The organism is Pseudomonas sp. 05N431 (assembly GCF_056397005.1).
Window position 1 is genome coordinate 1 of sequence record NZ_JBFTMN010000007.1, and the last position, 24921, is coordinate 24921.

Genomic DNA, 24921 nt, shown 5'->3' on the forward strand with positions numbered 1-24921 from the left:
GACACATCGAGAGGAGGTCGTCGCGCAGCAGACCGTAGGCGATGCCCCCTGATGGACACCGGAGTGAGGGAACGCCGAGCCTAGGCGAGGTGCCGTACGCTTGGGGCGAGACCTTTGGTTACTTTGGGGCGTTTGCCAAAGTGACACGCCGTAAGGGCGGAACCGTAAGTGGCCGTTACCGCAGAAATGGATATGTACACCAACGGGAGATTGGTCGGCTGTCAGGCCGCCATCGCAGGCAAGCCAGCTCCCACACTTTTGATTGGGGTACATCCGCGGGAGATAGGGCGGCTGTCAGGCCGCCTTCGCAGGCAAGCCAGCTCCCACAGGTTTGATTGGGGTACATCTGCAAGAGATCGGTCGGCTGTCAGGCCGCCATCGCGGGCAAGCCCGGCTCCCACACTTTTGATTGGGGTACATCCGCAAGAGACTGGTCGGCTGTCAGGCCGCCTTCGCAGGCAGGCCAGCTCCCACAGGTTTGATTGGGGTACATCCGCAAGAGATAGGTCGGCTGTCAGGCCGCCTTCGCAGGCAAGCCAGCTCCCACAGTTGAACTGTGTACATCTGCGAGAGGTTGGTTGGCTGTCAGGCCGCCTTCGCGAGCAGGCTCGCTCCCACAATAGATCGGGGTACATCAACAAATAGCAGGCATAAAAAAGCCCCGACTCGCGAGAGCCGGGGCCTTTTGGGGGACGCTACAAAGGCTTAGCCGTTGAACACGTCATCCACGCTTTTCAGCGGGTAGTTCTTCGGATACGGCAGAGTCGCCACACCCGTCTCGATCGCAGCCTTGGCCACAGCATCCGAGATCACAGTGATCAAACGCGCATCCATTGGCTTCGGAATGATGTACTCACGACCGAATTCCAGCTTGATGCCACCGTAAGCGTCACACACTTCCTGAGGCACTGGCAGCTTGGCCAATTCACGCAGAGCGTTGGCCGCAGCCACTTTCATTTCTTCGTTGATGCGCTTGGCGCGAACGTCCAGAGCACCACGGAAAATGAACGGGAAGCCCAGTACGTTGTTCACCTGGTTCGGGTAGTCCGAACGGCCGGTCGCCATGATCACATCGCTACGGGTGGCGTGAGCCAGTTCCGGGGCGATTTCCGGATCAGGGTTCGAGCACGCGAACACGATCGGGTTGGCTGCCATCAGCATCAGGTTTTCAGCGCTCAGCAGGTTCGGACCGGACAGGCCAACGAACACGTCTGCGCCTTTCAGGGCGTCAGTCAGCGTGCGCTTGTCGGTCGCGTGAGCGAAGACCGCCTTGTACTGGTTCAGGTCGTCACGCTCGGAGTGGATCACACCGGTACGGTCAACCATGAAGATGTTTTCGATCTTGGCGCCCATGCTCACCAGCAACTTCATGCAGGAGATAGCGGCAGCGCCAGCGCCCAGGCAGACGATCTTGGCTTCTGGCAGGGTTTTGCCAGCGATTTCCAGGGCGTTGATCATGCCGGCAGCGGTTACGATTGCGGTGCCGTGCTGGTCATCGTGGAACACCGGAATGTCGCACTGCTCGATCAGAGCGCGTTCGATCTCAAAGCACTCAGGTGCCTTGATGTCTTCCAGGTTGATGCCACCGAAGGTGATGGAGATACGCTTGACGGTGTCGATGAAGGCTTGCGGGCTTTCGGAGTCGACTTCGATGTCGAACACGTCGATACCGGCGAAGCGCTTGAACAGCACGCCTTTACCTTCCATCACCGGCTTGGAAGCCAATGGGCCAAGGTTACCCAGGCCGAGAATCGCGGTGCCATCGGAAATGACTGCAACCAGGTTGCCCTTGCCGGTGTATTTGTAGGCCAGTTCAGGATCGCGGGCGATTTCGCGTACTGGTTCGGCTACGCCGGGGCTGTAGGCCAGCGACAGATCGCGGGCGGTAGCGGTGGCCTTGGTGAGCTCGACACTCAGCTTACCTGGACGAGGATGGGCGTGATATTCGAGAGCGGCAGTTTTCAAATCAGACATGTGGGCATTCCGCTTTTACTGTTGAACGACGGACCGCCGAGGATACTCGCGTCGCAAAGTCCCCACAAGACTGACCGGTCACCCCTGTCAAGCGCCCTACCCTACGACTTTGGGCCAAGAGCCACGGAACACAAGGGCTCAACTGTTCACAATCGACTTAAAAAATGTCGACAATTTCTTTTTACGGCATTGCTTGCAGCATGGCCGGATGGGTCAATGGCAATAACCAGCGCGCCTCACCGGAATCCAGACCACCGCGCCGTGAGCGATCGATCACCCAGCCACGCGCCTCGATCTGCTTGCCGTTGAGCCGTTCCAGAGCCGCCAGATCGAATTGACCGAGCAGATTGGGTGCAACGCGCAATACAACCGAATCCTGCAACTCGATCCAAACTCCGCCGCGATTGCGCTGAACCTTGCTCACACGTCCACTGAGCAGCGCAAAACCCGAAGTGTTGATCTGCGCCGCTTTCAGCACAGGTGACCGCCGCCATAACCCCAGCTGGGCCTGCCGCGCAGTGCGTTCGGCAGCCTGTTGGCAACTGACAAAATCGACGTTCGGCGCCACCGCCACCAGATAACCAAGCCCCTCGGCAAGCATCTGCGCTTCGAGATTGTCACCGTTGGCGCTGTAAAGATGGGCCAAGGTGCGCCCGTAACGATCCTTGCCCTCTTGTCCCGCCAGCAAACCCAACCGTCCGTCGCTTGCGGCCACCAATGTTTCCAGACGCTTGCGTGCAGCCGCAGCGAAGGGCTCGTCGGTGCGACCTTTCTTGCCCAGTTCCGGGGTATTCAAACCGATCATGCGCACACTGCGGCCATCGCGCAGGCGCACCGTGTCGCCATCCACCACGCGCTGCACGCTGACAGTTTCCAGCCGACTGGTTGGCGCAGGACAGAGGGCCTGGGCGCTGGAGAGCCAAATCGCGGGCATAAAAAAAGCGCCCACGAGGGACGCCTTTTTTATCAGTCTGGAGAAGCCGAAGCGACTCTCCAAAATGATCAGCCTTAGGCTTTTTTGCCAAAAGCACCGAAACGATCGGCGAACTTCTGAACGCGGCCGCCGGTATCCAGAGTCTTCTGCTTACCGGTGTAGAACGGGTGGCACTCGTTGCAAACGTCGATCGGCAGAGCTTTGCCGAAGGTCGAACGGGTTTCGAACTTGTTGCCACAGCTGCAGGTAACAGCAATGACTGGGTAATCTGGATGGATATCGGCTTTCATGGTGTCTTCCTCAGGCTAGCGTGCCGCCACCCAACACTATTGTTGAATACCGCACGTAATTAGGCCGCGGATTCTACCAGACCTTTACGATCACGCAAGCTGTCCAAAGTGTCCTCCATCAGAAAAGGCTGTTCGATTCTGGCGGCGGCTTTTAATGCCATGCGGCGTTGCCGCTCCTCCCCATAGCACGCTATGGCTCGTCGCGGCGCCTTGCATGGCATTAAAATCCACTCGCCAGCACTCGAACGCTTTCCTAATGGAGGACACTGCACCGACCGTCTGCTAGGCTCCGGCCCTTCTTCACCGCCCGTTCAATGAGATTCCCCCGCGTGCCCGACGCCATTTTGCGCCTCGCCCTGCCTTCGCCCTTGCGCCGCCTGTTCGACTACCGTGCCCCGGCTGGAGTCCTGCGCGCGCATCTGCATCCGGGCATGCGGCTGCGGGTGCCGTTCGGTCGCCGCGAGATGATCGGCATCCTCGTGGAAGTCACCAGCCACAGCGAAGTCCCGGCCGACAAGCTCAAACCGGCGCTGGCCCTGCTCGACGCCACTCCACCGCTGCCGGCAGCGCTGTTCAAGTTGTGCCTGTGGACTTCCCAGTATTACCAGCACAGCCTCGGCGACACCTTGAGCTGGGCGTTGCCGGTATTGTTGCGTCAGGGCGAAATGGCTGAAGCGCGCCAGGAACGGTTCTGGTCAATCACTCCGGGGGCGAAACTGGATGATCCGCGCATCGCCCGCGCGCCACGTCAACGCGAAGCCTTGGCGACGCTGGCCCAGCATCCGCATGGCGTCGCCCATCAGTTGCTGAGCAAACTGATGTTGAGCAAGGACAGCCTCGACCTGTTGCTGGCCAAAGAACTGGTGCAGGTGGATATCCGCAAACACGCGCCCGGCGAACGTCATGAACACTGGCTGGCACAGCCGGAGCTGCCGCTGAACCCGGAACAACGCGCCGCTTATGAAGCGATCCGCGCAGGCTTCGACAGTTTTCATGCGTTCCTGCTGGCCGGTGTCACCGGCAGTGGCAAGACCGAAGTCTATTTACAGCTGATCCGCGAAACCCTTGAGGCCGGCAAGCAAGCGCTGGTGCTGATCCCCGAAATCAACCTCGGACCGCAGACCCTGGCGCGCTTCGAGCAGCGCTTCAATGCGCGTATCGCTCTGGTGCATTCGGCGGTCAATGACCGCGAACGGCTGGAATCCTGGCTCGCTGCCCGGGATGGCGAGGCCGACATTATTATCGGCACCCGCTCGGCACTGTTCACACCGATGAAAAACCCCGGGCTGATCATCATCGATGAAGAGCACGACGGCTCCTATAAACAGCAAGAAGGTTTGCGCTATCACGCCCGCGACCTGGCGTTGGTGCGAGCGCGGCAGGAAAATATCCCGATTGTCCTCGGTTCGGCGACGCCGTCACTGGAAAGCCTGCACAACGCCTACACCGGTCGCTACGGGCTTCTGCGCCTGAACGAGCGCGCCGGCGGGGCGAAACAACCACGCTTCCTGCGGCTGGACGTCAAAAGCCGTCCGCTGGACAGCGGTATTTCCGGGCCGATGCAACAGGCGATCGGCCAGACCCTCGCCGCCGGCCAGCAAGTATTGGTGTTTCTCAACCGTCGCGGCTTTGCACCTACCCTGCTCTGTCACGACTGCGGCTGGATGTCCGAATGCCAGCGCTGCGATGCGCGAATGACCGTGCACCAGCGCTCCGGCGAGCTGCGTTGCCACCATTGCGGCTACGTTGAACGCGTCCCTCGGCACTGCCCGAAATGCGGCAAGGTCGATTTGCGCCCCGTAGGTGCCGGCACCGAACGCGCCGAAGAGCGCCTGGGGATTCTGTTCCCGGACTATCCGGTGTTGCGGGTTGACCGCGACAGCACCTCGCGCAAGGACGCGATGAATCAGTTGTTTGCGACCATTCAGAAAGGTCAGCCGTGCATTCTGGTGGGCACGCAGATGCTCGCCAAAGGGCATCACTTTCCGCGGGTGACGCTGGTGTCGATTCTCGATGCCGACGGCGGACTGTTCTCCGGTGATTTCCGCGCCAGCGAGCGCATGGCCCAGTTGATCGTGCAGGTGGCAGGGCGTGCCGGTCGCGCCGAAGAGCCGGGCAAAGTGATCATCCAGACTCACCTGGCTGACCACCCGTTGTTGGTGCAACTGACCGAGCAAGGTTATTTCGCCTTTGCCGAGCAGGCCTTGAGCGAACGTCGTTCCGCCGGGCTACCGCCCTTCGCGCATCTGGCGCTATTGCGGGCCGAAGCGCACAAACCGGGGCAGGCCGAAAGTTTCCTCGATGAAGCCTGCAGCGAGGCGGAGCGATTGTTGGATGAACACAACCTGACCGGCATCGAATTGCTGGGGCCGGTACCGGCGCCGATGGAACGGCGGGCCGGGCGTTATCGGGCGCAATTGTTGTTGCAGGCCACGGCACGGGCGCCACTGCACCGATTGTTGAGTGCCTGGTTGCTGGCGCTGGAGCAAATGCCGAGCGGGCGGGCGGTGCGCTGGTCTTTGGATGTTGATCCGGTCGATTTGTATTAATAGTGAGATCGCCATCGCGAGCAAGCTCGCTCCCACAGTGGATCTAGGGCGTTCGTACATTTTGTGTTCAGCACCGACTCCCTGTGGGAGCGAGCTTGCTCCGGGCGGCGATCCGACGATGACGGCCGAATAGTCACCACATATCCATAACCTGCCTGCTATGGTTGGCAAGCCCGACTTCGCAACGGATAATGCCCAGTTTTTCCACCTGCGCATTGATGCGCCGCCGCTCTGCGGTTGAAAGAGAAGACCATGAAAGACACCATTCGCCAGTTGATCCAGCAAGCCCTCACCCAACTCGTTACCGACGGTGTGTTGCCTGAAGGCCTGACGCCGGCGATTCAGGTGGAGAACTCCCGTGACAAGACTCACGGCGACTTCGCCAGCAACATCGCCATGATGCTGGCTAAACCGGCCGGCATGAAACCGCGCGACCTGGCGGAAAAAATAATCGCCGCCCTGCCGGTAGACGAAAACGTCAGCAAAACCGAAATCGCCGGCCCCGGTTTCCTCAACTTCTTCCAGAACACCCAGGCCCTGGCCTCGCGCCTGGACGCTGCCCTGGCTGACGCCCAGATCGGCGTGCGCAAGGCAGGTCCCGTGCAGCGCACCGTGGTCGACCTGTCGGCGCCGAACCTGGCCAAAGAGATGCACGTCGGTCACTTGCGTTCGACCATCATCGGCGACGGTGTGGCGCGCGTGCTGGAGTTCCTCGGCGACACAGTGATCCGCCAGAACCACGTCGGCGACTGGGGCACCCAGTTCGGCATGCTGATGGCGTACCTGCAAGAAAACCCGATCACCAGCGACGAGCTGTCAGACCTGGAAAATTTCTACCGCGCCGCCAAGCAACGCTTCGACGAATCCGAAGAGTTCGCCGACCGCGCCCGTGGCCTGGTGGTCAAGCTGCAAGCCGGCGACCCGGACTGCCTGGCGCTGTGGACCAAGTTCAAAGACATCTCGCTGTCCCACTGCCAGAAAATCTACGAACAGCTGAACGTCAAACTGACCATGGCCGACGTGATGGGCGAAAGTGCCTACAACGACGACCTGATCAACGTGGTCAACGACCTCAAGGCCAAAGGCATGCTGGTCGAGAGCAACGGCGCCCAGTGCGTGTTCCTCGACGAGTTCAAGAACGCTGACGGCGACCCGCTGCCGGTAATCATCGTCAAGGCCGATGGCGGCTACCTCTACGCCACCACTGACCTGGCGGCCGTGCGCTACCGTAACGGCGTGCTGAAAGCCGATCGAGTGCTGTACTTCGTCGACCAACGTCAGGCCCTGCACTTCCAGCAGGTATTCGAAGTGGCTCGCCTGGCCGGTTTCGTGACCCATCCGATGGACATGGAGCACATGGGCTTCGGCACCATGAACGGCGCCGATGGCCGTCCGTTCAAGACCCGTGATGGCGGCACCGTGAAGCTGATCGACCTGCTGAACGAAGCCAAGGAACGCGCCTACACGCTGGTGAAGGAAAAGAACCCTGAGCTTGCCGAAGCCGACCTGCGCAACATCGCCAAAGTCGTGGGCATTGGCGCGGTGAAATACGCCGACCTGTCCAAGCACCGCACCAGCGACTACAGCTTCAACTTCGACCTGATGCTGAACTTCGAAGGCAACACCGCGCCGTACCTGCTGTACGCCTACACTCGCGTGGCCGGCGTGTTCCGCAAACTCGGCAAGGACTTCAGCGAAGTCGAAGGGCAGATCGTCCTCGAGGCCACTCACGAGCACGAACTCGCCGCCAAGCTGGCGCAGTTTGGTGAAGTGCTGAACAACGTCGCCGAAAAAGGCACGCCGCACATCCTCTGCACCTACTTGTACGATGTTGCCGGTCTGTTCTCCAGCTTCTACGAGAACTGCCCGATCCTCAGCGCCGAAACCCCGGCACAAATGCAAAGCCGCTTGCGCCTCGCCGCATTGACCGGTCGCACCCTCAAGCAAGGCCTGGAACTCTTGGGTCTGGAAACTCTGGAGCGTATGTAAGTTGGCTGCCAAGAAAAAACCAGCACCAAAGCGTGGCGCCAGCCGTTACCAAGCTCCTGCAAAAAAGCCGATTCCGGGATGGCTGTGGATGGCCATCGGCCTGACCGTGGGCGCCTTCATCGTGTTCCTGATGAAGCTGGAGCCGGGTAAAGGCAGCGAAAGCGTCAAGCGCGAGAAGGTCGAACAACAGAAAGCCAGCAAGATCGCCGAGGCCAACAAGACCCCGCCGAGCCCGACGCAACCGGTGAAGCCGAAATACGACTTCTACACCTTGCTGCCGGAATCGGAGGTCATCGTGCCGCCGGATGCCGTGCCGGAGAAAACCCTGCCGACGCCGCAGACTGCACCCGTTGCACCGGTAACTCCGGCAGAAGCGGCGAAGATCGACACCGCACGTGCGCAGGCAGCCCTGAGCGGCGTTACCCCGCCGCCAGCGCCACCCGTGGCGAAAGCGGCGCCGGTGACCAAGTTCTTCCTGCAGGCGGGCTCGTTCCGCAAGGAAGCCGACGCCGACAAGGTTCGTGCGCAGATCATTCTGCTCGGCCAGGCGGTTTCGGTGGAGTCCGGCACGGTGAAGGACGAGACCTGGTACCGCGTGCTGGTCGGCCCGTTCAGCAACCGCGAACAACTGACCACCGCCCAGAAACAACTGTCTGGCAGCGGCTTCAGCAACCTGTTGTTACAACAACGCCAAAGCCGCTGATCCTCCCCTGTTCGTCGCTGATCGTTCCCACGCTCCCGCGTGGGAATGCCTCTAGGGACGCTCCGCGTCCAGTGACGCAGAGCGTCACGGGCTGCATTCCCACGCAGAGCGTTGGAACGATCACCACAAACACCGCTCGTCCCCCGCCGCGTCCCGCAGTTGAAAAACGCCTCACCACCCCCATATGAGTTGGGATAAGGCATTTTCGCCCCGCTGCGTGGAGACTCTTCCCTTGACCACCATCGTTTCAGTTCGCCGCCACGGCAAAGTCGTCATGGGCGGCGACGGCCAGGTTTCTCTCGGCAATACCGTGATGAAAGGCAACGCGAAAAAAGTTCGCCGCCTGTACCACGGCCAGGTCATCGCCGGGTTTGCTGGCGCCACCGCTGACGCCTTTACCCTCTTCGAACGTTTCGAAGGCCAGCTTGAAAAGCACCAGGGCCACCTGGTTCGCGCCGCCGTCGAACTCGCCAAAGAATGGCGTACCGACCGCTCCCTCAGCCGCCTCGAAGCGATGCTAGCAGTCGCCAACAAAGACGCTTCCCTGATCATCACCGGTAACGGCGATGTGGTCGAACCTGAAGAAGGCCTGATCGCCATGGGTTCCGGCGGCGGTTACGCTCAGGCCGCAGCCAGCGCCCTGCTGAAGAAAACCGATCTGTCGGCCCGCGAAATCGTCGAAACCGCGCTCGGCATCGCCGGCGACATTTGTGTATTCACCAACCACAACTTCACCATTGAGGAGCAGGATCTCAGCGAATAAGCCTGTTTCGGCCATCACGCCACGGCATTCATTTTTGCTTGAGGACCACCCATTACCATGCCAATGACTCCCCGCGAAATCGTCCATGAACTCAGTCGCCATATCATCGGCCAGGACGATGCCAAGCGCGCCGTCGCCATCGCCCTGCGTAACCGCTGGCGCCGGATGCAACTGCCTGAAGAGCTGCGCGTTGAAGTAACGCCCAAGAACATTCTGATGATCGGCCCGACCGGTGTCGGTAAAACCGAAATCGCCCGTCGCCTGGCCAAACTCGCCAACGCGCCGTTCATCAAGGTTGAAGCGACCAAGTTCACCGAGGTCGGCTATGTCGGCCGTGACGTCGAGTCGATCATTCGCGACCTCGCCGATGCAGCGATCAAGCTGCTGCGCGAACAGGAAATGACCAAGGTTCGCCATCGCGCCGAAGATGCCGCCGAAGAGCGCATCCTCGATGCACTGCTGCCACCGGCACGCATGGGTTTCAGCAACGAAGACTCCGCACCGGCCCAGGATTCCAACACCCGCCAACTGTTCCGCAAGCGCCTGCGCGAAGGTCAGCTGGATGACAAGGAGATCGAAATCGAAGTCGCCGAAGTGTCCGGCGTCGATATCTCCGCGCCACCGGGCATGGAAGAAATGACCAACCAGTTGCAGAGCCTGTTCGCCAACATGGGCAAGGGTGCGCGCAAGAGCCGCAAGCTCAAGGTCAAGGAAGCGCTGAGACTGGTGCGCGACGAAGAAGCCAGCCGCCTGGTCAATGACGAAGAGCTCAAGGCCAAGGCCCTGGAAGCGGTCGAGCAGAACGGCATCGTGTTCATCGACGAAATCGACAAGGTCGCCAAGCGTGGCAATTCCGGTGGCGTCGACGTGTCCCGCGAAGGCGTACAGCGCGACTTGCTGCCACTGATCGAAGGCTGCACGGTCAACACCAAACTGGGCATGGTCAAAACCGACCACATCCTGTTTATCGCTTCCGGTGCGTTCCACCTGAGCAAGCCAAGCGATCTGGTGCCCGAGCTGCAAGGCCGCCTGCCGATCCGCGTCGAACTCAAGGCCCTCACGCCGGAAGACTTCGAGCGCATCCTCAGCGAACCGCATGCCTCGCTCACCGAACAGTATTGCGCCCTGCTGAAAACAGAAGGCGTGACCATCGAGTTCCAGCCGGACGGCATCAAGCGCGTGGCAGAGATCGCCTGGCAGGTCAACGAGAAGACCGAGAACATCGGTGCCCGTCGCCTGCATACCCTGCTCGAGCGCCTGCTTGAAGAGGTGTCGTTCAGCGCCAGCGATCTGGCCAGCACCCACAGCGAAGAGCCGATCCGCATCGATGCGGACTACGTCAACAGCCACCTCGGCGAATTGGCGCAGAACGAAGACCTGTCTCGTTATATCCTGTAGGCCATACTTACAGCACTAGCGGACCTGTGGGAGCGGGCTTGCTCGCGAAAGCGGTCTGACATTCAACGTTGATGCTGAATGTTATGGCCCCTTCGCGAGCAAGCCCGCTCCCACATTTGAACTGTGGTGTTTTGCAGATCAAGTTCCGACAGGTCGCTCATACAGACGGACTACAGGTCATGACCCAAATCCCCACCGCCATCAAACTGCACAAAGCCTCGAAAACCCTGGAGCTGCAATACGCTCCCGATGAGGTCTATCACCTGAGCGCGGAATTCTTGCGCGTGCACTCTCCTTCCGCCGAGGTCCAGGGCCACGGCAAACCCATCCTTCAATTTGGCAAGATCGGCGTAGGCCTGAACAAGGTAGAACCGGCCGGTCAGTACGCACTGAAATTGACCTTCGATGACGGCCACGACAGCGGTCTGTTCACCTGGGAATATCTCTATCAGTTGGCGCGACGATATGACGCACTCTGGGACGACTATCTTGCCGAGCTCAAAGCTGCCGGAAAAACCCGCGATCCAAACGAGTCTGTCGTCAAGCTGATGCTCTAGGTCAAGGCTTGCGCTCTTTAGAGGGCATTTTCTAATTTCATCTGTTTGAATGCTGGGCCGCGGTGCCAATGATTGGCCTGCTTGCGAAAAAAATTAAACTCGGGTAACCAATGGAGCTGGCAAGTTCTGTGCAGTGCTCCCTGAATTGAAAGTTCAGCGATGTGCAATTAACGGTCACCCGAGCAGTACCTGACACTGGCTGTGTGACTACACAGCTCGACTCAGGTACTCGCCTCAGGACAATGGAGCGTCGTAGATGAGTAACAAGAATAACGATGACCTGAAATTTCAAGCCTCGGAAAATACCCTGGGGCTTAATCCGGTCATCGGCTTGCGTCGAAAGGATCTGCTTACCTCTGCCCGCATGGTGCTGACCCAGGCCATCAAACAACCCATCCACAGCGTCAAGCATGTCGCGCATTTTGGCATTGAGCTGAAGAACGTGATGCTCGGTAGATCCGAGCTGCAACCGGAAAACGATGACCGTCGTTTCAACGATCCGGCGTGGAGTCAGAACCCGCTCTACAAACGCTATCTGCAAACCTACCTGGCGTGGCGCAAGGAACTCCACGACTGGATCGGCGAGAGCAGCCTGTCCGAACAGGACATCAGCCGCGCGCACTTCGTGATCAACCTGATGACCGAGGCCATGGCCCCGACCAACAGCGCGGCCAACCCTGCTGCCGTCAAACGCTTCTTCGAAACCGGTGGCAAAAGCCTGCTCGATGGTCTCTCGCACCTGGCCAAGGATCTGGTGCACAACGGCGGGATGCCGAGCCAGGTCAACATGGGCGCCTTCGAAGTCGGCAAGAGCCTGGGTACCACCGAAGGCGCGGTGGTATTTCGCAACGATGTACTGGAGCTGATCCAGTACCGGCCAATCACTGAACAAGTGCACGAACGCCCACTACTGGTGGTGCCACCGCAGATCAACAAGTTCTACGTTTTCGACCTGAGCCCGGACAAAAGCCTGGCGCGCTTCTGCCTGCGCAACAACGTGCAGACCTTCATCGTCAGCTGGCGCAACCCGACCAAGGCCCAACGTGAATGGGGTCTGTCGACCTACATCGAAGCGCTCAAGGAAGCGGTCGACGTGGTCACCGCGATCACCGGCAGCAAAGACGTGAACATGCTCGGCGCCTGCTCCGGCGGCATCACCTGCACCGCGCTGCTGGGCCACTACGCGGCGATCGGCGAGAAGAAGGTCAATGCCCTGACGCTGCTGGTCAGCGTGCTCGACACCACCCTTGATTCCCAGGTCGCGCTGTTCGTCGACGAGCAAACCCTGGAAGCCGCCAAGCGTCACTCCTATCAGGCCGGTGTGCTCGAAGGTCGCGACATGGCCAAGGTCTTCGCCTGGATGCGCCCCAACGACCTGATCTGGAACTACTGGGTCAACAACTACCTGTTGGGCAACGAGCCGCCAGTCTTCGACATTCTGTTCTGGAACAACGACACCACCCGCCTGCCTGCGGCGTTCCACGGCGACCTGATCGAAATGTTCAAAAACAACCCGCTGATCCGCGCCGATGCACTGGAAGTGTGCGGCACGCCGATCGACCTCAAGCAGGTCACTGCCGACGTCTACTCCCTGGCGGGCACCAACGACCACATCACACCGTGGAAGTCGTGCTACAAATCGGCGCAGCTGTTCGGTGGCAAAGTCGAATTCGTGTTGTCCAGCAGCGGCCATATCCAGAGCATTCTGAACCCGCCGGGCAACCCGAAATCCCGTTACATGACCAGCACCGAAATGCCGGTCCATGCCAACGACTGGCTGGAAAACTCAACCAAGCACACTGACTCCTGGTGGCTGCACTGGCAGGCCTGGCAGGCCGAGCGTTCGGGCAAACTGAAAAAAGCCCCGACCGTGCTCGGCAACAAGACCTATGCAGCAGGTGAGGCATCACCGGGGACTTATGTGCATGAACGTTAACTGACACACCTTGCCCTCATGTGGGAGCGAGCTTGCTCGCGATGACGGCGCCACTTTCGGCCAATGTGCTGACTGACACACCGCTATCGCGAGCAAGCTCGCTCCCACCGGGGACGAGCAAGCATTAGAGACAACCCACAGGGCTTGAAGCATGCCGCAACCGTTCATATTTCGTACCGTCGACCTGGATGGTCAAACCATCCGCACCGCGGTACGCCCCGGCAAGCCTCACTTGACGCCCTTGCTGATTTTCAACGGCATCGGCGCCAACCTCGAGCTGGTGTTTCCGTTCGTCCAGGCGCTCGACCCGGACCTGGAAGTGATCGCCTTCGATGTCCCCGGTGTCGGCGGCTCATCGACCCCTAACCACCCCTATCGATTTCCCGGCCTGGCCAAGCTGACCGCACGGATGCTCGATTACCTCGATTACGGGCAAGTCAATGTGGTCGGTGTTTCGTGGGGCGGAGCACTCGCCCAACAGTTTGCTTTCGACTACCCCGAGCGCTGCAAGAAACTGGTGTTGGCGGCGACGGCGGCGGGCATGGTGATGGTGCCGGGCAAACCGAAAGTGCTGTGGATGATGGCCAGCCCCAGACGCTACATCCAGCCATCCCACGTGATTCGCATTGCACCGCTGATCTACGGTGGTTCGTTCCGCCGTGATCCGAACCTCGCGGCGGAGCACGCGAGCAAAGTGCGTTCGGCGGGCAAACTCGGTTACTACTGGCAGCTGTTCGCGGGCCTGGGCTGGACCAGTATTCACTGGCTGCACAAAATCAATCAGCCGACCCTGGTGCTGGCCGGTGACGATGACCCGCTCATTCCGCTGATCAATATGCGGATACTCGCCTGGCGTATTCCCAATGCCCAGCTACACATAATCGACGACGGCCATTTATTCCTGATCACTCGGGCTGAAGCCGTCGCTCCGATCATCATGAAATTTCTCCAGGAAGAACGCCAACGGGCGGTGATGCACCCGCACCCGGGGTCGTTTGGCGGCACATAACGTACTGCGTATGTCGACAGGCGTGTCGAAAGCCGCAAGGGAGGTCCGAAGCGACTATGGTGTCTATTCGGAATTGATGTACTTGTTGATGGCTTGACGAAGGAGTGTTGACTCATGCGAGACAAAAAAGCGCCGGGCGCCTTTCCTCCACCCGCCGCATTCATCAATGCCCAGAGTGCGATCACCGGTCTGCGCGGCCAGGATCTGCTCTCGACTCTGCGCAGCGTCGCCGCCCATGGCTTGCGCCACCCGGTACAGAGTGCCAAACACGCACTGGCATTGGGTGGTCAACTGGGCCGGGTACTACTGGGCGAGACCCTGCATCAGCCCAACCCTTCGGACAGTCGCTTTGCCGACCCGAGCTGGGCCCTCAATCCGTTTTACCGACGCGGCCTTCAGGCTTACCTGAGCTGGCAGAAGCAGATCAAGACATGGATCGATGAAAGCGGCATGCCCGCTGATGACCGTGCACGCGCGCACTTCGCCTTTACCCTGCTCAACGACGCTGTCTCGCCATCCAATACTTTGCTTAACCCGCTGGCGGTCAAGGAACTGTTCAACTCTGGCGGCCACAGTCTGGTACGCGGTCTCAGCCATCTGCTCGACGACCTGATGCACAACAATGGCCTGCCCAGCCAGGTGACCAAGCACGCCTTCGAAGTCGGCAAAACGGTCGCCACCACCACCGGTGCCGTGGTGTTTCGCAACGAACTGCTGGAGCTGATGCAGTACAAGCCAATGAGCGAAAAGCAGTACGCAAGGCCGCTGCTCATAGTGCCGCCACAGATCAACAAGTACTACATTTTCGACTTGAGCCCGCACAACAGCTTTGTCCAGTTCGCGCTGAAAAACGGCCTGCAGGTGTTCATGATCAGCTGGCGCAACCCGGATGTCCGTCATCGCGAATGGGGCCTGTCGAGTTACGTCGAGGCCGTGGAAGAAGCGCTGAATGTTTGCCGGGCGATCAGCGGCAGCCGCGAGGTCAACCTGATGGGCGCCTGCGCCGGCGGCCTGACTATCGCCGCCCTGCAAGGACATCTGCAAGCCAAGCGGCAGCTGCGTCGGGTCTCCAGCGCGACCTATCTGGTGAGCCTGCTCGACAGTGAACTGGAAAGCCCGGCAACCCTGTTTGCCGACGAACAAACCCTCGAAGCGGCCAAGCGTCGCTCTTACCAGAAAGGTGTACTTGAAGGTCGCGACATGGCCAAAGTCTTTGCCTGGATGCGTCCCAACGACCTGATCTGGAACTACTGGGTCAACAACTACCTGCTGGGCAAAGAGCCGCCAGCCTTCGACATTCTCTACTGGAACAACGACAACACTCGCCTGCCGGCCGCCTTCCACGGTGACCTGCTGGACTTCTTCAAGCACAACCCGTTGACCCATCCTGGCGGACTGGAGGTCTGCGGCACGCCGATCGACTTGCAGAAAGTCAACGTCGACAGCTTCAGCGTCGCCGGGATCAACGACCACATCACGCCGTGGGATGCGGTGTACCGCTCGACACTGCTGCTGGGTGGCGAGCGGCGCTTCGTGCTGTCCAACAGCGGCCACGTGCAGAGCATTCTCAACCCCCCGAGCAACCCCAAGGCCAACTACGTCGAGAGCCCGAAACTGAGCAGCGATCCACGGGCCTGGTACTACGACGCCAAACACGTCGACGGCAGTTGGTGGAACCAGTGGCTGGGCTGGATTCAGGAACGTTCCGGCACTCAGCGCGAAACGCTGATGGCGCTGGGTAACCAGAACTATCCACCGATGGAAGCGGCGCCAGGCACCTACGTGCGCGTACGCTGAACTCTCCCCCGTGCCACGGCCTGAAGTGTCGGCCGTGGCCTGACGAATCACTAAGAAGACTGGATGAAAACCCGCGACCGGATTCTTGAATGTGCCCTGCTGCTGTTCAACCAAAAGGGCGAGCCAAATGTCTCTACCATGGAAGTTGCCAATGAACTGGGGATCAGCCCCGGCAACCTCTACTACCACTTTCACGGTAAGGAGCCGCTGATTCTCGGGTTGTTCGAGCGCTTTCAAGGCGAATTGACGCCGTTGCTCGATCCACCGTCGGACGTGCAACTGGCACCGGAGGATTACTGGCTGTTCCTGCACCTGATCGTCGAACGCCTGGCGCACTACCGCTTCCTGTTCCAGGACCTGTCGAACCTGGCCGGACGCTTGCCGAAACTGGCCAAGGGCATCCGTAACCTGCTCAATGCCCTCAAGCGCACACTGGCCTCTTTACTGGCGCAATTGAAGGCTCAGGGGCAACTGGTCAGCGATACCCAGGCACTCGGGCAACTGGTGGAACAGATCACCATGACCTTGCTGTTTTCCCTGGACTATCAGCGGATTCTCGATCGCGAAGGCGAAGTGCGGGTGGTGGTCTACCAGATCATGATGCTGGTGGCGCCGCACTTGCCGCCGTCGGCGAAACTCGCAACCGAGCAGCTCGCATTACAGTATCTGGAAGAACACGAATAACCCTGTGGGAGCGAGCTTGCTCGCGATAGCTATCTTACAGTCACCAACAATGTTGAATGTGACGGCCTCATCGCGAGCAAGCTCGCTCCCACAGGGGATCTATGGGGTTGCCTGGAACGCATTCCAAAACAAAAACGCCCGACCTTCGCAGGCCGGGCGTTTTTGCGTGCCCTGGGGTAATCAGGACTGACTGGTTGGCGCCGATGGGGTTGGCGCTACAGTCGGGGTCACAGCAGGGGTTGGCGCCGCGGCGGAGTTCGCCGGGCTGACCGGTGCTGCCGGTTTGGCGGCGGCCACTGCTGGTTTCGGTGCGGCAGCTTTCGGGGCTGCAGGCTTTTTGACTGCCGGCTTCTTCGCAGCAGCAGGCTTGGCGGCGGCTTTGGCGGCAGCCGGTTTGGCTGCTGGCTTGGCCGCTGCAGGTTTGGCTGCCGCAGTTTTAGCTGCTGGCTTGGCTGGCGCTTTAGCCGCTGGTTTGGCAGCCGGTTTGGCGGCAGCTTTTACCAGGGGTTTGGCGGCAGTTTTAGCAGCGGGTTTGGCTGCTGCCGTTTTAGCGGCAACAGGCGCAACCTTGGCGCCGGTGAGTTTTTCGATTTGCTTGGTCAGGGTATCGACCTTGCTGTGCAGCGCTTTGACTTCATTGCGGCTTGGCACGCCAAGACGCGAAATGGCGCTGTTCAGGCGCTTGTCGAAAGCCCCTTCCAGCTCATCCCACTTGCCCAGCGCACGATCCTTGACATCACTGATACGCGACTTGGCCGATTGAGCAGAGCCTTTGGCAGCGTCGACAGTTTTGCCGACAGCGCTCTTGGTGAGCTTCTCGGCTTTTTCGCCATCTTTAACCAATGACTCGAAGAGTTTACTGCCGTCAGTGTCGATCTTCGAGTACACGCCTAAACCAGCAAGCCAGATTTTGCGGGAGTAGTCTTCGACTTTCCCAATCCACGAGCTGCCTTCTTTCTCGGTGTTCTTTTTGCCAGCCATCCCGTTCTCCTTAATGTTTACGCGCGACGCGTTCGAGCAATGCCGTCAGCTCATCGAGCTTGGCAGAGAGTGTCTCAACGTCATGTTTAGACGGAATGCCGATACGATTCAAGGCACTTGCAACACGTGTGTCGAAAGCCTTCTCGACTTTGTCGAGCTGAACTTCGACTTTGCCTTTGAAAGTGCTGACTTCACTCTTGGCTTCATCAATCTCGGCATTGGCCGCTTCAAGCTTCTCGGCAACGACTTTTTTGCCTTTCTTTTCAACAGTTTGACCAGCCTTGATCAACTCCTGAAAGTACTCGCTGCCTTCCTGACCGACCTTGGTGTAGGCACCCAGGCCTGCCAGCCAGATCTTGCGGGCATAGGATTTCACCTCGTTCAACGCAGTCGGCTGAACGTCAGTTTTTTTCTTCAAAGTAACTTTGGCCATGGTGCACCTCACGCGCAGAAGGTTTGAGGAACTGCCCGTCAAGCGTCGGGCTCAGGCACAACGTAGTGAGAAAAATTAGAAACGGCACCCTAACAACTGACATAAACCTTCGGGCGAACCACAGGCAAATGTGGGAGCGGGCTTGCTCGCGAATGCGGTGTGTCATTCAACATTGATATCGACTGACCGGGCGCTTTCGCGAGCAAGCCCGCTCCCACATTTAATCTCATTCCACGCAAAGACCCGGTCAGACCAATGCTTTATCGAGGGCTCTTTCGATTTCCGACTTGATGGTGCCGCTCATGGCTGACATCAACAGACCGAGTTCGACATCGACCCTGATCGAGGTGTCGCCCACATAGACCGCACCTTTGACCCCGGGACGCTTGAGGTTCAGGGTGTCGCCCGACCACTGAGGTTCCAGGCCATATTGCGCCGCCAGTTTTTCCGCCAGTTTGTCAGCCTTCTCGCGGGCTGCTTCCTTACCCAGGCTATGGGCACGCTCAACACTAATATGGGCCACTGAATGACTCCTGTTTTATCGGGACTTGCCTCACGCATTCTGACCCCTACTGCGTCAAAACGTCCGGGCGGTTGCCTATCTTACCTTCAGCCTTGCCAAGACAAAGCATGCCTGCGGGATTAGAATGTCGCGCATTCTCTTTTGGTGACAGCGATATGACTGATCAGCGCAAAGGCAGCGATGCCGAACCCACCACTCACTTCGGCTTCAAAAACGTTCCGGAAAGCCAGAAAGCGGAAAAAGTCGCTGAGGTTTTCCACTCGGTAGCCGCCAAATACGACCTGATGAACGACCTCCTGTCGGGCGGCATGCATCGTTTGTGGAAGCGTTTCGCGATCGAACTGTCGGGCGTTCGCACCGGCAACCGCGTGCTGGACATCGCCGGTGGCACCGGCGACCTGACCAGAAAGTTCTCGCACCTCGTCGGTCCGACCGGCCAGGTCGTGCTCGCCGACATCAACGAATCCATGCTCAAGGTCGGTCGTGACCGCCTGCTGGATCTGGGCGTGGCCGGCAACGTCGAGTTCGTTCAGGCCGACGCTGAAAAGCTGCCGTTCCCGGACAACCACTTCGACTGCGTGACCATCGCGTTCGGCCTGCGCAACGTCACCCACAAGGAAGACGCCCTGCGCTCCATGCTACGGGTGCTCAAGCCCGGCGGTCGTTTGCTGGTGCTGGAGTTCTCCAAGCCGACCAACGCGCTGATGTCCAAGGCCTACGACGCCTACTCGTTCGCCTTCATGCCGTTGATGGGCAAGCTGATCACCAATGACTCGGAAAGCTATCGCTACCTGGCCGAATCGATCCGCATGCACCCGAACCAGGAAACCCTGAAGTCGATGATGGTTGAAGCCGGTTTCGACCGCGTGACCTACCACAACATGACCGCAGGCATCGTCGCCCTGCACCGCGGCATCAAACCCTGATGTTGCTCGCCGGCCTGCTCGCCAGCGTCGAACTCGGCCTCAACCGGGTACTGCGACTCGACAGCACGGCACTGCCACGCCTGGCATCATTGAACGGCAAGGTGATTGCCGTCGATTGTCGCAGCCCGGCGTTGCAGATGTTCATTGTGCCCAGCGACGAAGGCCTGATGCTGGCAGCACACTGGGCCGCAGATGCCGACTGCACCTTGCGCGCACCGGCGGCAAGCCTGCTCAAGCTGGCCCTGAGCAAGGACAAGACGTCGGTCCTGCATGGCCCTGAAGTTGAACTCGACGGCGACAGCGGCGTGCTGCTGGCGCTGGCGTCGGTCCTTCAGGACCTGGAGCTGGACTGGGAATACGAACTCTCGCGCTGGCTCGGCCCGGTCGCCACGCAACTGCTGGGCGGTCACTTGCGCAGCCGTGCACGCTGGTATCAGCAAGGTTTCGCCAGCCTGAACCAGAACCTTGCCGAATACCTCGCCGAAGAGTCGCGCGCCCTCGTCGGCCAGCGCGAAGCCGAAGCGCGGTTTAGTGAACTGGACCAGATCAAACTTGATCTGGAACGTCTTGAGGCGCGCTTCGAGCGTCTTTCCCGATCCCTTGATTCAAGCGATAACGCATGAAGCTGCTTGCCGTCCGCCGTTTGTTGCGCATCCAGCGCGTCGTGATCCGCTACCGCCTCGATGACCTGCTGTTCGCCCTGCCACTGCCGTGGTTCCTGCTGGGGTTGCGTTATGCGCTGCCGTGGCGCTGGTTTCCGCGTAAAACCCTGGACCTGAGCCGGGGAGCGCGCTTGCGGCTGGCCTTGCAGGACCTGGGGCCGATTTTCATCAAGTTCGGACAGATTCTTTCGACCCGCCGCGACCTGCTGCCCGAAGACATCGCCGATGAGCTGATGCTGCTGCAGGACCGTGTGCCGCCGTTTGACTCGCAGGTAGCGGTCAAGCTGATCGAAGAACAGCTGGGCAAGAAAATCAGCGATGTGTTCAGCCGATTCGACATCGAACCATTGGCTTCGGCTTCGGTGGCGCAAGTCCATGCAGCGCAGCTGAAAAGCGGCGAAGAAGTGGTGGTCAAGGTCATACGCCCGGGCCTCAAGCCGGTCATCGCACAGGACCTGGCCTGGCTGTTCATCCTCGCCCGCGCGGCAGAAAAGCTCTCCGCCGACGCCCGCCTGCTGCACCCGGTGGAAGTGGTCAGCGACTACGAAAAGACCATCTTCGACGAACTCGACCTGCTGCGCGAAGCGGCTAATGCCAGCCAGCTGAGACGCAATTTCGACGGCTCGCCGCTGCTGTACGTGCCGCAGGTCTACTGGGACTGGTGCCGGCCAAAAGTGTTGGTGATGGAGCGTATCTACGGGATTCAGGTCACGGACCTGGCGACCCTCGCCGACCAGCGCACCGACATGAAAATGCTCGCCGAACGTGGCGTGGAGATCTTCTTCACCCAGGTGTTCCGCGACAGCTTCTTCCACGCCGACATGCACCCCGGCAACATCTTCGTCAGCACCGTGCAGCCGTGGAGCCCGCAGTACATTGCAATCGACTGCGGGATCGTCGGCAGCCTGACGCCTGAAGACCAGGACTATCTGGCACGCAACCTGTTCGCCTTCTTCAAGCGTGACTATCGCCGCGTCGCCCAACTGCACATCGATTCGGGCTGGGTGCCGGCGGAAACCAAGCTCAACGAATTCGAAGCGGCAATCCGTACGGTCTGCGAGCCGATCTTCGAAAAGCCGTTAAAAGACATTTCCTTCGGCCAGGTGCTTATGCGCCTGTTCCAGACCGCGCGACGCTTCAACATGGAAGTGCAGCCGCAGCTGGTTCTGCTGCAAAAAACCCTGCTCAACATCGAAGGCCTGGGTCGTCAGCTGTACCCGGAGCTGGACCTGTGGAACACCGCGCAGCCGTTCCTCGAACGCTGGATGCGCGAGCGCGTCAGCCCGAAAACCTTGCTCGGCAACCTGCACAACCAGGTCGAGCAACTGCCGCACCTGGCCAACATGACCCGTGACCTGCTCGATCGCCTGTCGCAGCCGCACGCCGTCAACCCGCCACCGGCCTGGCATCGCCGCTCGGACGACTGGTTCCTGCGCCTGCTCGGCACCGCGCATCTGGCGGGCGGTGCGATCCTGCTCGCCGGCGGCCCTCTGGACGGACTGGGCCATTGGCCCGGCGCAATCATGGTGGCCGTGGGCTTGTATCTGATCGTTCGACGATAGCCAGTTGGGCCGCGCACTGGCACACTGTTTCAACGCCAGGGTTCCACTACTGAAGTGTCGAGCCCACTGTCGGAGTCGAAGATGAAAGATTGGCTGGACGAGATCAAATGGGACAGCGACGGCCTGGTGCCGGCGATCGCCCAGGATCATAAAACCGGGCGCGTGCTGATGATGGCCTGGATGAACCGCGAAGCGCTGGAACTGACCGCCGCCGAGAACCGCGCCATCTACTGGTCACGTTCGCGTGGCAAGCTGTGGCGCAAAGGCGAAGAGTCCGGGCATGTGCAAACCCTGCATGAGATGCGCCTGGACTGTGACGCCGACGTGATCATTCTGATGGTCGAGCAGATCGGCGACATCGCCTGTCATACCGGCCGCCAAAGCTGCTTCTACCGCGTCTATGAGAACGGCGACTGGAAAACCGTCGACCCGGTGCTCAAGGACCCGCACGCCATCTATTCGGACCACAAACATGACTGACACCCTGACCCGTCTGGCCCAAGTGCTGGAAGAGCGTAAAGGCGCCGCCGCCGACAGCTCTTATGTCGCCAGCCTTTACCACAAGGGCTTGAACAAGATTCTGGAAAAAGTCGGCGAAGAATCGGTCGAGACGATCATTGCCGCCAAAGACGCCGCCATCAGCGGAGATTGCAGTGATGTAATCTACGAAACCGCTGACCTGTGGTTCCATAGTATGGTCATGCTCGCCCAACTGGGGCAGCATCCGCAGGCTGTCCTCGATGAGCTGGACCGCCGCTTCGGCCTGTCCGGTCACGTCGAGAAAGCCTCGCGCCCGTCCGCCTGAATAACGATTAGAGAGGAACTGCAACATGGGCATTTTTGACTGGAAACACTGGATCGTCATCCTGATTGTCGTGGTACTGGTATTCGGCACCAAAAAACTGAAAAACCTCGGCACCGACGTCGGCGAAACGATCAAGGGCTTTCGCAAAGCCATGAACGACGAAGAGAAGCCTGCCGAACCCGTCGTGCCGCCGACCACTGCACAGCCAACAGCGCCGGTGCAGCCACAGGCCTCGACCCTGAAAGAGCCGCACACCATCGACGTGCAGGCCCATAAAGTCGAAGAGCCGACCCGCAAAGACTCGTGAGCACAGACTAATGTTCGGTATCAGCTTCTCTGAACTGCTGCTTGTCGGCCTCGTTGCCCTGCTGGTGCTGGGCCCCGAGCGTCTGCCGGGCGCTGCGCGCACCGCCGGCCTGTGGATCGGACGCCTGAAGCGCAGCTTTAACGCGATCAAACAGGAAGTTGAACGTGAAATCGGTGCCGACGAGATCCGCCGGCAACTGCACAACGAGCACATTCTGTCGCTGGAACAAGAGGCCCGCAAAATCCTCAATCCAGCCCAACAGCCGACGCCAGTCGAAACGGTAGCCGAACAGACGGTCCAGGCGCCTGCGCCTGTTGCCGAAACTGCGGCTGTCGCAACACCGGTAGAGCCGCCTCCAGCGGTCGTTGCCGCACCACCGACAGCGCCTGTTACTCCTGCGGCGGCAACCACTGCGCCGGCTCCCCACGACCCAACACTGCCGCCGCGAGCCCCATGAGCGATATTCCGGAATCCGACCAGCACATGCCGCTGGTTTCGCACCTCACCGAGTTGCGTACTCGCCTGCTGCGCTGCGTCGCGGCGATTTTCCTGATCTTCGCCGGGTTGTTTGCCTTCACCCAGCAGATCTACACCTTCGTCTCGATTCCGCTGCGCCAGTATTTGCCGGCGGGCGCGACGATGATTGCCACCGACGTGTCCTCGCCGTTCCTGACGCCGTTGAAGCTGACCATGATGGTCTCGCTGTTCCTGGCGATCCCGGTGATCCTGCATCAAATCTGGGGCTTCATCGCGCCGGGCCTGTACAAGCATGAAAAGCGCATCGCGGTGCCGCTGCTGGTTTCCAGTATCCTGCTGTTCTACACCGGCATGGCGTTCGCCTACTTCCTGGTGTTCCCGCTGATCTTCAAGTTCTTCGCCTCGGCCACTCCGGCGGGCGTGGAAATGATGACCGACATCACCAGTTACCTGGATTTCGTCATGACGCTGTTCTTCGCCTTCGGCGTGGCGTTCGAGATCCCGGTGGCCGTGGTGCTGCTGGTGTGGATCGGCGTGGTCGACGTCAAATACCTGAAGAAGATCCGCCCGTACGTGGTCATCGGCTGCTTCGTGGTCGGCATGATCCTGACCCCGCCGGACATCTTCTCGCAGACCCTGCTGGCCGTGCCGATGTGGCTGCTGTTCGAGATCGGCATCCTGTTTGGCAGCCTGGTCAGCAAACGCGAAAAACCGGAAGATGAACAGCCAGCTGACGATCACAACGACCAGCCGCCAGCGACTCAACCGTGAACCTGCTGCTCCTCGAAGAGGCCGACTTTATTGCGGCCGACCGGGTGATCTTGCGCGATCGCCGACTCACTCACATGCAGGAAGTGCATCGCTGTGAAGTCGGCGACAGCATGCGGGTCGGGCGGGTTGGCGGATTGATGGGCTCAGCCGAAGTGCTGCGCCTGGAAGCCACCGAAGCCGAACTGCGCGTCACCCTCGACCAGCCACCACCGGCCAAGCTGCCACTGACCCTGCTGCTGGCCCTGCCACGGCCGAAAATGCTGCGCCGGGTGTTCCAGACGGTGGCCGCCATGGGTGTGCCGCGAATCGTGCTGGTGAACAGCTATCGGGTCGAGAAGAGCTTCTGGCAGACACCGTTCCTCGAACCCGAGGCGATTCGCGAGCAACTGATCCTCGGTCTCGAACAGGCCCGCGACAGCGTGCTGCCCGAGATCGTCATCGAAAAACGCTTCAAGCCCTTCGTCGAAGATCGCCTGCCGGCCATCGCCGACGGCACCCTCGGGCTGATCGGCCACCCCGGCAACTACCCGCCCTGCCCCCGCGGGCTGAACGAACCGGTGACCCTGGCCATCGGCCCGGAAGGCGGCTGGATCCCCTACGAAGTCGACCTGCTGACCAAGGCCGGCTTGCAACCGGTGCAGCTCGGCGACCGCATCCTGCGGGTCGAAACCGCTGTCACGGCCCTGCTTTCGCGGCTGTTCTGACACAGCTCTGTGGCGGCCTTCAGATATCCATCTGTCGGCCGATAGTCTCTCTATAAATCCAATTAACGTGGTCATAGGGAGTCCGCAGCATGTACCGATGGTTAGCCGAACACCTTGGGAATGTGAGCGTCAATCGCAAGCTTGGCATCGGCTTTGGCCTGGTATTGCTCCTGACTCTGCTGATCAC

25 protein-coding genes are annotated in these 24921 nt (G+C 60.0%); 19 read left to right on the top strand and 6 right to left on the bottom strand.

Annotated elements, in window-relative coordinates; genetic code table 11:
• Nucleotides 1-705: 705 nt before the first annotated feature.
• The 3 genes from AC1DIG_RS14085 to rpmE all read right to left on the bottom strand — a co-directional run bounded on the left by AC1DIG_RS14085 (nucleotide 706) and on the right by rpmE (nucleotide 3198).
• Entirely contained in the window at nucleotides 706-1974 is a 1269-nt protein-coding gene (locus AC1DIG_RS14085) for a malic enzyme-like NAD(P)-binding protein (RefSeq protein WP_427529275.1), read from the bottom strand.
• A gap of 181 nt (nucleotides 1975-2155) precedes the next feature.
• On the bottom strand, nucleotides 2156-2908 hold the full coding sequence (locus AC1DIG_RS14090; protein ID WP_477767792.1) for a thermonuclease family protein: 753 nt from the start codon (nucleotides 2906-2908) through the stop codon (nucleotides 2156-2158).
• A gap of 74 nt (nucleotides 2909-2982) precedes the next feature.
• Nucleotides 2983-3198, bottom strand: coding sequence for a 50S ribosomal protein L31 (rpmE, locus tag AC1DIG_RS14095; RefSeq protein WP_145016632.1), 216 nt, complete (start codon nucleotides 3196-3198; stop codon nucleotides 2983-2985).
• Between the two features lie 329 nt (nucleotides 3199-3527).
• Here rpmE and AC1DIG_RS14100 point away from each other — a divergent pair, with 329 nt between their 5' ends.
• The 10 genes from AC1DIG_RS14100 to AC1DIG_RS14145 all read left to right on the top strand — a co-directional run bounded on the left by AC1DIG_RS14100 (nucleotide 3528) and on the right by AC1DIG_RS14145 (nucleotide 16583).
• A complete protein-coding gene (locus tag AC1DIG_RS14100; protein WP_477767793.1) occupies nucleotides 3528-5747 on the top strand; it encodes a primosomal protein N' in 2220 nt (739 codons plus the stop codon).
• Nucleotides 5748-5999: 252 nt separating this feature from the next.
• A complete protein-coding gene (gene argS, locus AC1DIG_RS14105) occupies nucleotides 6000-7736 on the top strand; it encodes an arginine--tRNA ligase (RefSeq protein ID WP_477767794.1) in 1737 nt (578 codons plus the stop codon).
• A gap of 1 nt (nucleotide 7737) precedes the next feature.
• The gene (locus tag AC1DIG_RS14110) at nucleotides 7738-8439 is read left to right on the top strand and encodes an SPOR domain-containing protein (protein WP_477767795.1); all 702 of its coding nucleotides are present in this window, start codon (nucleotides 7738-7740) and stop codon (nucleotides 8437-8439) included.
• A 232-nt stretch (nucleotides 8440-8671) separates the two neighbouring features.
• Nucleotides 8672-9202 (top strand): ATP-dependent protease subunit HslV, encoded by a 531-nt coding sequence (hslV, locus tag AC1DIG_RS14115; protein WP_054595219.1) that lies wholly within the window; start codon nucleotides 8672-8674, stop codon nucleotides 9200-9202.
• A gap of 57 nt (nucleotides 9203-9259) precedes the next feature.
• The gene (hslU, locus tag AC1DIG_RS14120) at nucleotides 9260-10600 is read left to right on the top strand and encodes an ATP-dependent protease ATPase subunit HslU (RefSeq protein WP_477767796.1); all 1341 of its coding nucleotides are present in this window, start codon (nucleotides 9260-9262) and stop codon (nucleotides 10598-10600) included.
• A gap of 179 nt (nucleotides 10601-10779) precedes the next feature.
• The gene (locus tag AC1DIG_RS14125) at nucleotides 10780-11157 is read left to right on the top strand and encodes a gamma-butyrobetaine hydroxylase family protein (RefSeq protein ID WP_477767797.1); all 378 of its coding nucleotides are present in this window, start codon (nucleotides 10780-10782) and stop codon (nucleotides 11155-11157) included.
• A 256-nt stretch (nucleotides 11158-11413) separates the two neighbouring features.
• Complete coding sequence (phaC, locus tag AC1DIG_RS14130; protein ID WP_477767798.1) at nucleotides 11414-13093, top strand: class II poly(R)-hydroxyalkanoic acid synthase; 1680 nt, start codon at nucleotides 11414-11416, stop codon at nucleotides 13091-13093.
• Between the two features lie 151 nt (nucleotides 13094-13244).
• Nucleotides 13245-14102 carry a poly(3-hydroxyalkanoate) depolymerase gene (phaZ, locus tag AC1DIG_RS14135; protein ID WP_477767799.1) on the top strand — a complete coding sequence of 286 codons (858 nt, stop codon included), beginning with the start codon at nucleotides 13245-13247 and terminating at the stop codon, nucleotides 14100-14102.
• A 114-nt stretch (nucleotides 14103-14216) separates the two neighbouring features.
• Complete coding sequence (gene phaC, locus AC1DIG_RS14140) at nucleotides 14217-15899, top strand: class II poly(R)-hydroxyalkanoic acid synthase (RefSeq protein WP_477767800.1); 1683 nt, start codon at nucleotides 14217-14219, stop codon at nucleotides 15897-15899.
• Nucleotides 15900-15962: 63 nt separating this feature from the next.
• The gene (locus AC1DIG_RS14145) at nucleotides 15963-16583 is read left to right on the top strand and encodes a TetR/AcrR family transcriptional regulator (protein WP_216742887.1); all 621 of its coding nucleotides are present in this window, start codon (nucleotides 15963-15965) and stop codon (nucleotides 16581-16583) included.
• Nucleotides 16584-16763: 180 nt separating this feature from the next.
• On the opposite strand, the gene AC1DIG_RS14150 is transcribed toward AC1DIG_RS14145, so the two are convergent.
• The 3 genes from AC1DIG_RS14150 to AC1DIG_RS14160 all read right to left on the bottom strand — a co-directional run bounded on the left by AC1DIG_RS14150 (nucleotide 16764) and on the right by AC1DIG_RS14160 (nucleotide 18520).
• Complete coding sequence (locus AC1DIG_RS14150; protein ID WP_477767801.1) at nucleotides 16764-17564, bottom strand: phasin family protein; 801 nt, start codon at nucleotides 17562-17564, stop codon at nucleotides 16764-16766.
• Between the two features lie 10 nt (nucleotides 17565-17574).
• The gene (locus AC1DIG_RS14155) at nucleotides 17575-17997 is read right to left on the bottom strand and encodes a phasin family protein (RefSeq protein ID WP_054595211.1); all 423 of its coding nucleotides are present in this window, start codon (nucleotides 17995-17997) and stop codon (nucleotides 17575-17577) included.
• A gap of 247 nt (nucleotides 17998-18244) precedes the next feature.
• The gene (locus AC1DIG_RS14160; protein ID WP_477767802.1) at nucleotides 18245-18520 is read right to left on the bottom strand and encodes a polyhydroxyalkanoic acid system family protein; all 276 of its coding nucleotides are present in this window, start codon (nucleotides 18518-18520) and stop codon (nucleotides 18245-18247) included.
• Between the two features lie 155 nt (nucleotides 18521-18675).
• Between AC1DIG_RS14160 and ubiE the strand changes: the two genes are divergently transcribed.
• The 9 genes from ubiE (at nucleotide 18676) to AC1DIG_RS14205 (ending at nucleotide 24734) form a co-directional block, all read left to right on the top strand.
• Nucleotides 18676-19446 carry a bifunctional demethylmenaquinone methyltransferase/2-methoxy-6-polyprenyl-1,4-benzoquinol methylase UbiE gene (ubiE, locus tag AC1DIG_RS14165; RefSeq protein ID WP_007989286.1) on the top strand — a complete coding sequence of 257 codons (771 nt, stop codon included), beginning with the start codon at nucleotides 18676-18678 and terminating at the stop codon, nucleotides 19444-19446.
• Nucleotides 19446-20069 (top strand): ubiquinone biosynthesis accessory factor UbiJ, encoded by a 624-nt coding sequence (locus tag AC1DIG_RS14170; protein WP_477767803.1) that lies wholly within the window; start codon nucleotides 19446-19448, stop codon nucleotides 20067-20069. The genes ubiE and AC1DIG_RS14170 overlap by 1 nt, the downstream gene beginning before the upstream one ends.
• Nucleotides 20066-21670, top strand: a complete 1605-nt coding sequence (ubiB, locus tag AC1DIG_RS14175) for a ubiquinone biosynthesis regulatory protein kinase UbiB (protein WP_477767804.1) — start codon at nucleotides 20066-20068, stop codon at nucleotides 21668-21670. Before AC1DIG_RS14170 ends, ubiB begins: the two co-directional genes overlap by 4 nt.
• An 81-nt stretch (nucleotides 21671-21751) precedes the next feature.
• Nucleotides 21752-22150, top strand: coding sequence for a phosphoribosyl-AMP cyclohydrolase (hisI, locus tag AC1DIG_RS14180; protein ID WP_054595207.1), 399 nt, complete (start codon nucleotides 21752-21754; stop codon nucleotides 22148-22150).
• Nucleotides 22143-22475: a phosphoribosyl-ATP diphosphatase gene (locus AC1DIG_RS14185; RefSeq protein WP_018929162.1), complete on the top strand. Its 333-nt coding sequence runs from the start codon at nucleotides 22143-22145 to the stop codon at nucleotides 22473-22475. The genes hisI and AC1DIG_RS14185 overlap by 8 nt, the downstream gene beginning before the upstream one ends.
• A gap of 25 nt (nucleotides 22476-22500) precedes the next feature.
• Nucleotides 22501-22782, top strand: a complete 282-nt coding sequence (locus AC1DIG_RS14190) for a twin-arginine translocase TatA/TatE family subunit (protein WP_103317087.1) — start codon at nucleotides 22501-22503, stop codon at nucleotides 22780-22782.
• A 10-nt stretch (nucleotides 22783-22792) separates the two neighbouring features.
• Nucleotides 22793-23239, top strand: a complete 447-nt coding sequence (gene tatB / locus AC1DIG_RS14195; protein WP_429539528.1) for a Sec-independent protein translocase protein TatB — start codon at nucleotides 22793-22795, stop codon at nucleotides 23237-23239.
• On the top strand, nucleotides 23236-24030 hold the full coding sequence (gene tatC / locus AC1DIG_RS14200) for a twin-arginine translocase subunit TatC (protein WP_477767805.1): 795 nt from the start codon (nucleotides 23236-23238) through the stop codon (nucleotides 24028-24030). Before tatB ends, tatC begins: the two co-directional genes overlap by 4 nt.
• Nucleotides 24027-24734 carry a 16S rRNA (uracil(1498)-N(3))-methyltransferase gene (locus AC1DIG_RS14205; RefSeq protein ID WP_477767806.1) on the top strand — a complete coding sequence of 236 codons (708 nt, stop codon included), beginning with the start codon at nucleotides 24027-24029 and terminating at the stop codon, nucleotides 24732-24734. Before tatC ends, AC1DIG_RS14205 begins: the two co-directional genes overlap by 4 nt.
• Nucleotides 24735-24921: the final 187 nt, after the last annotated feature.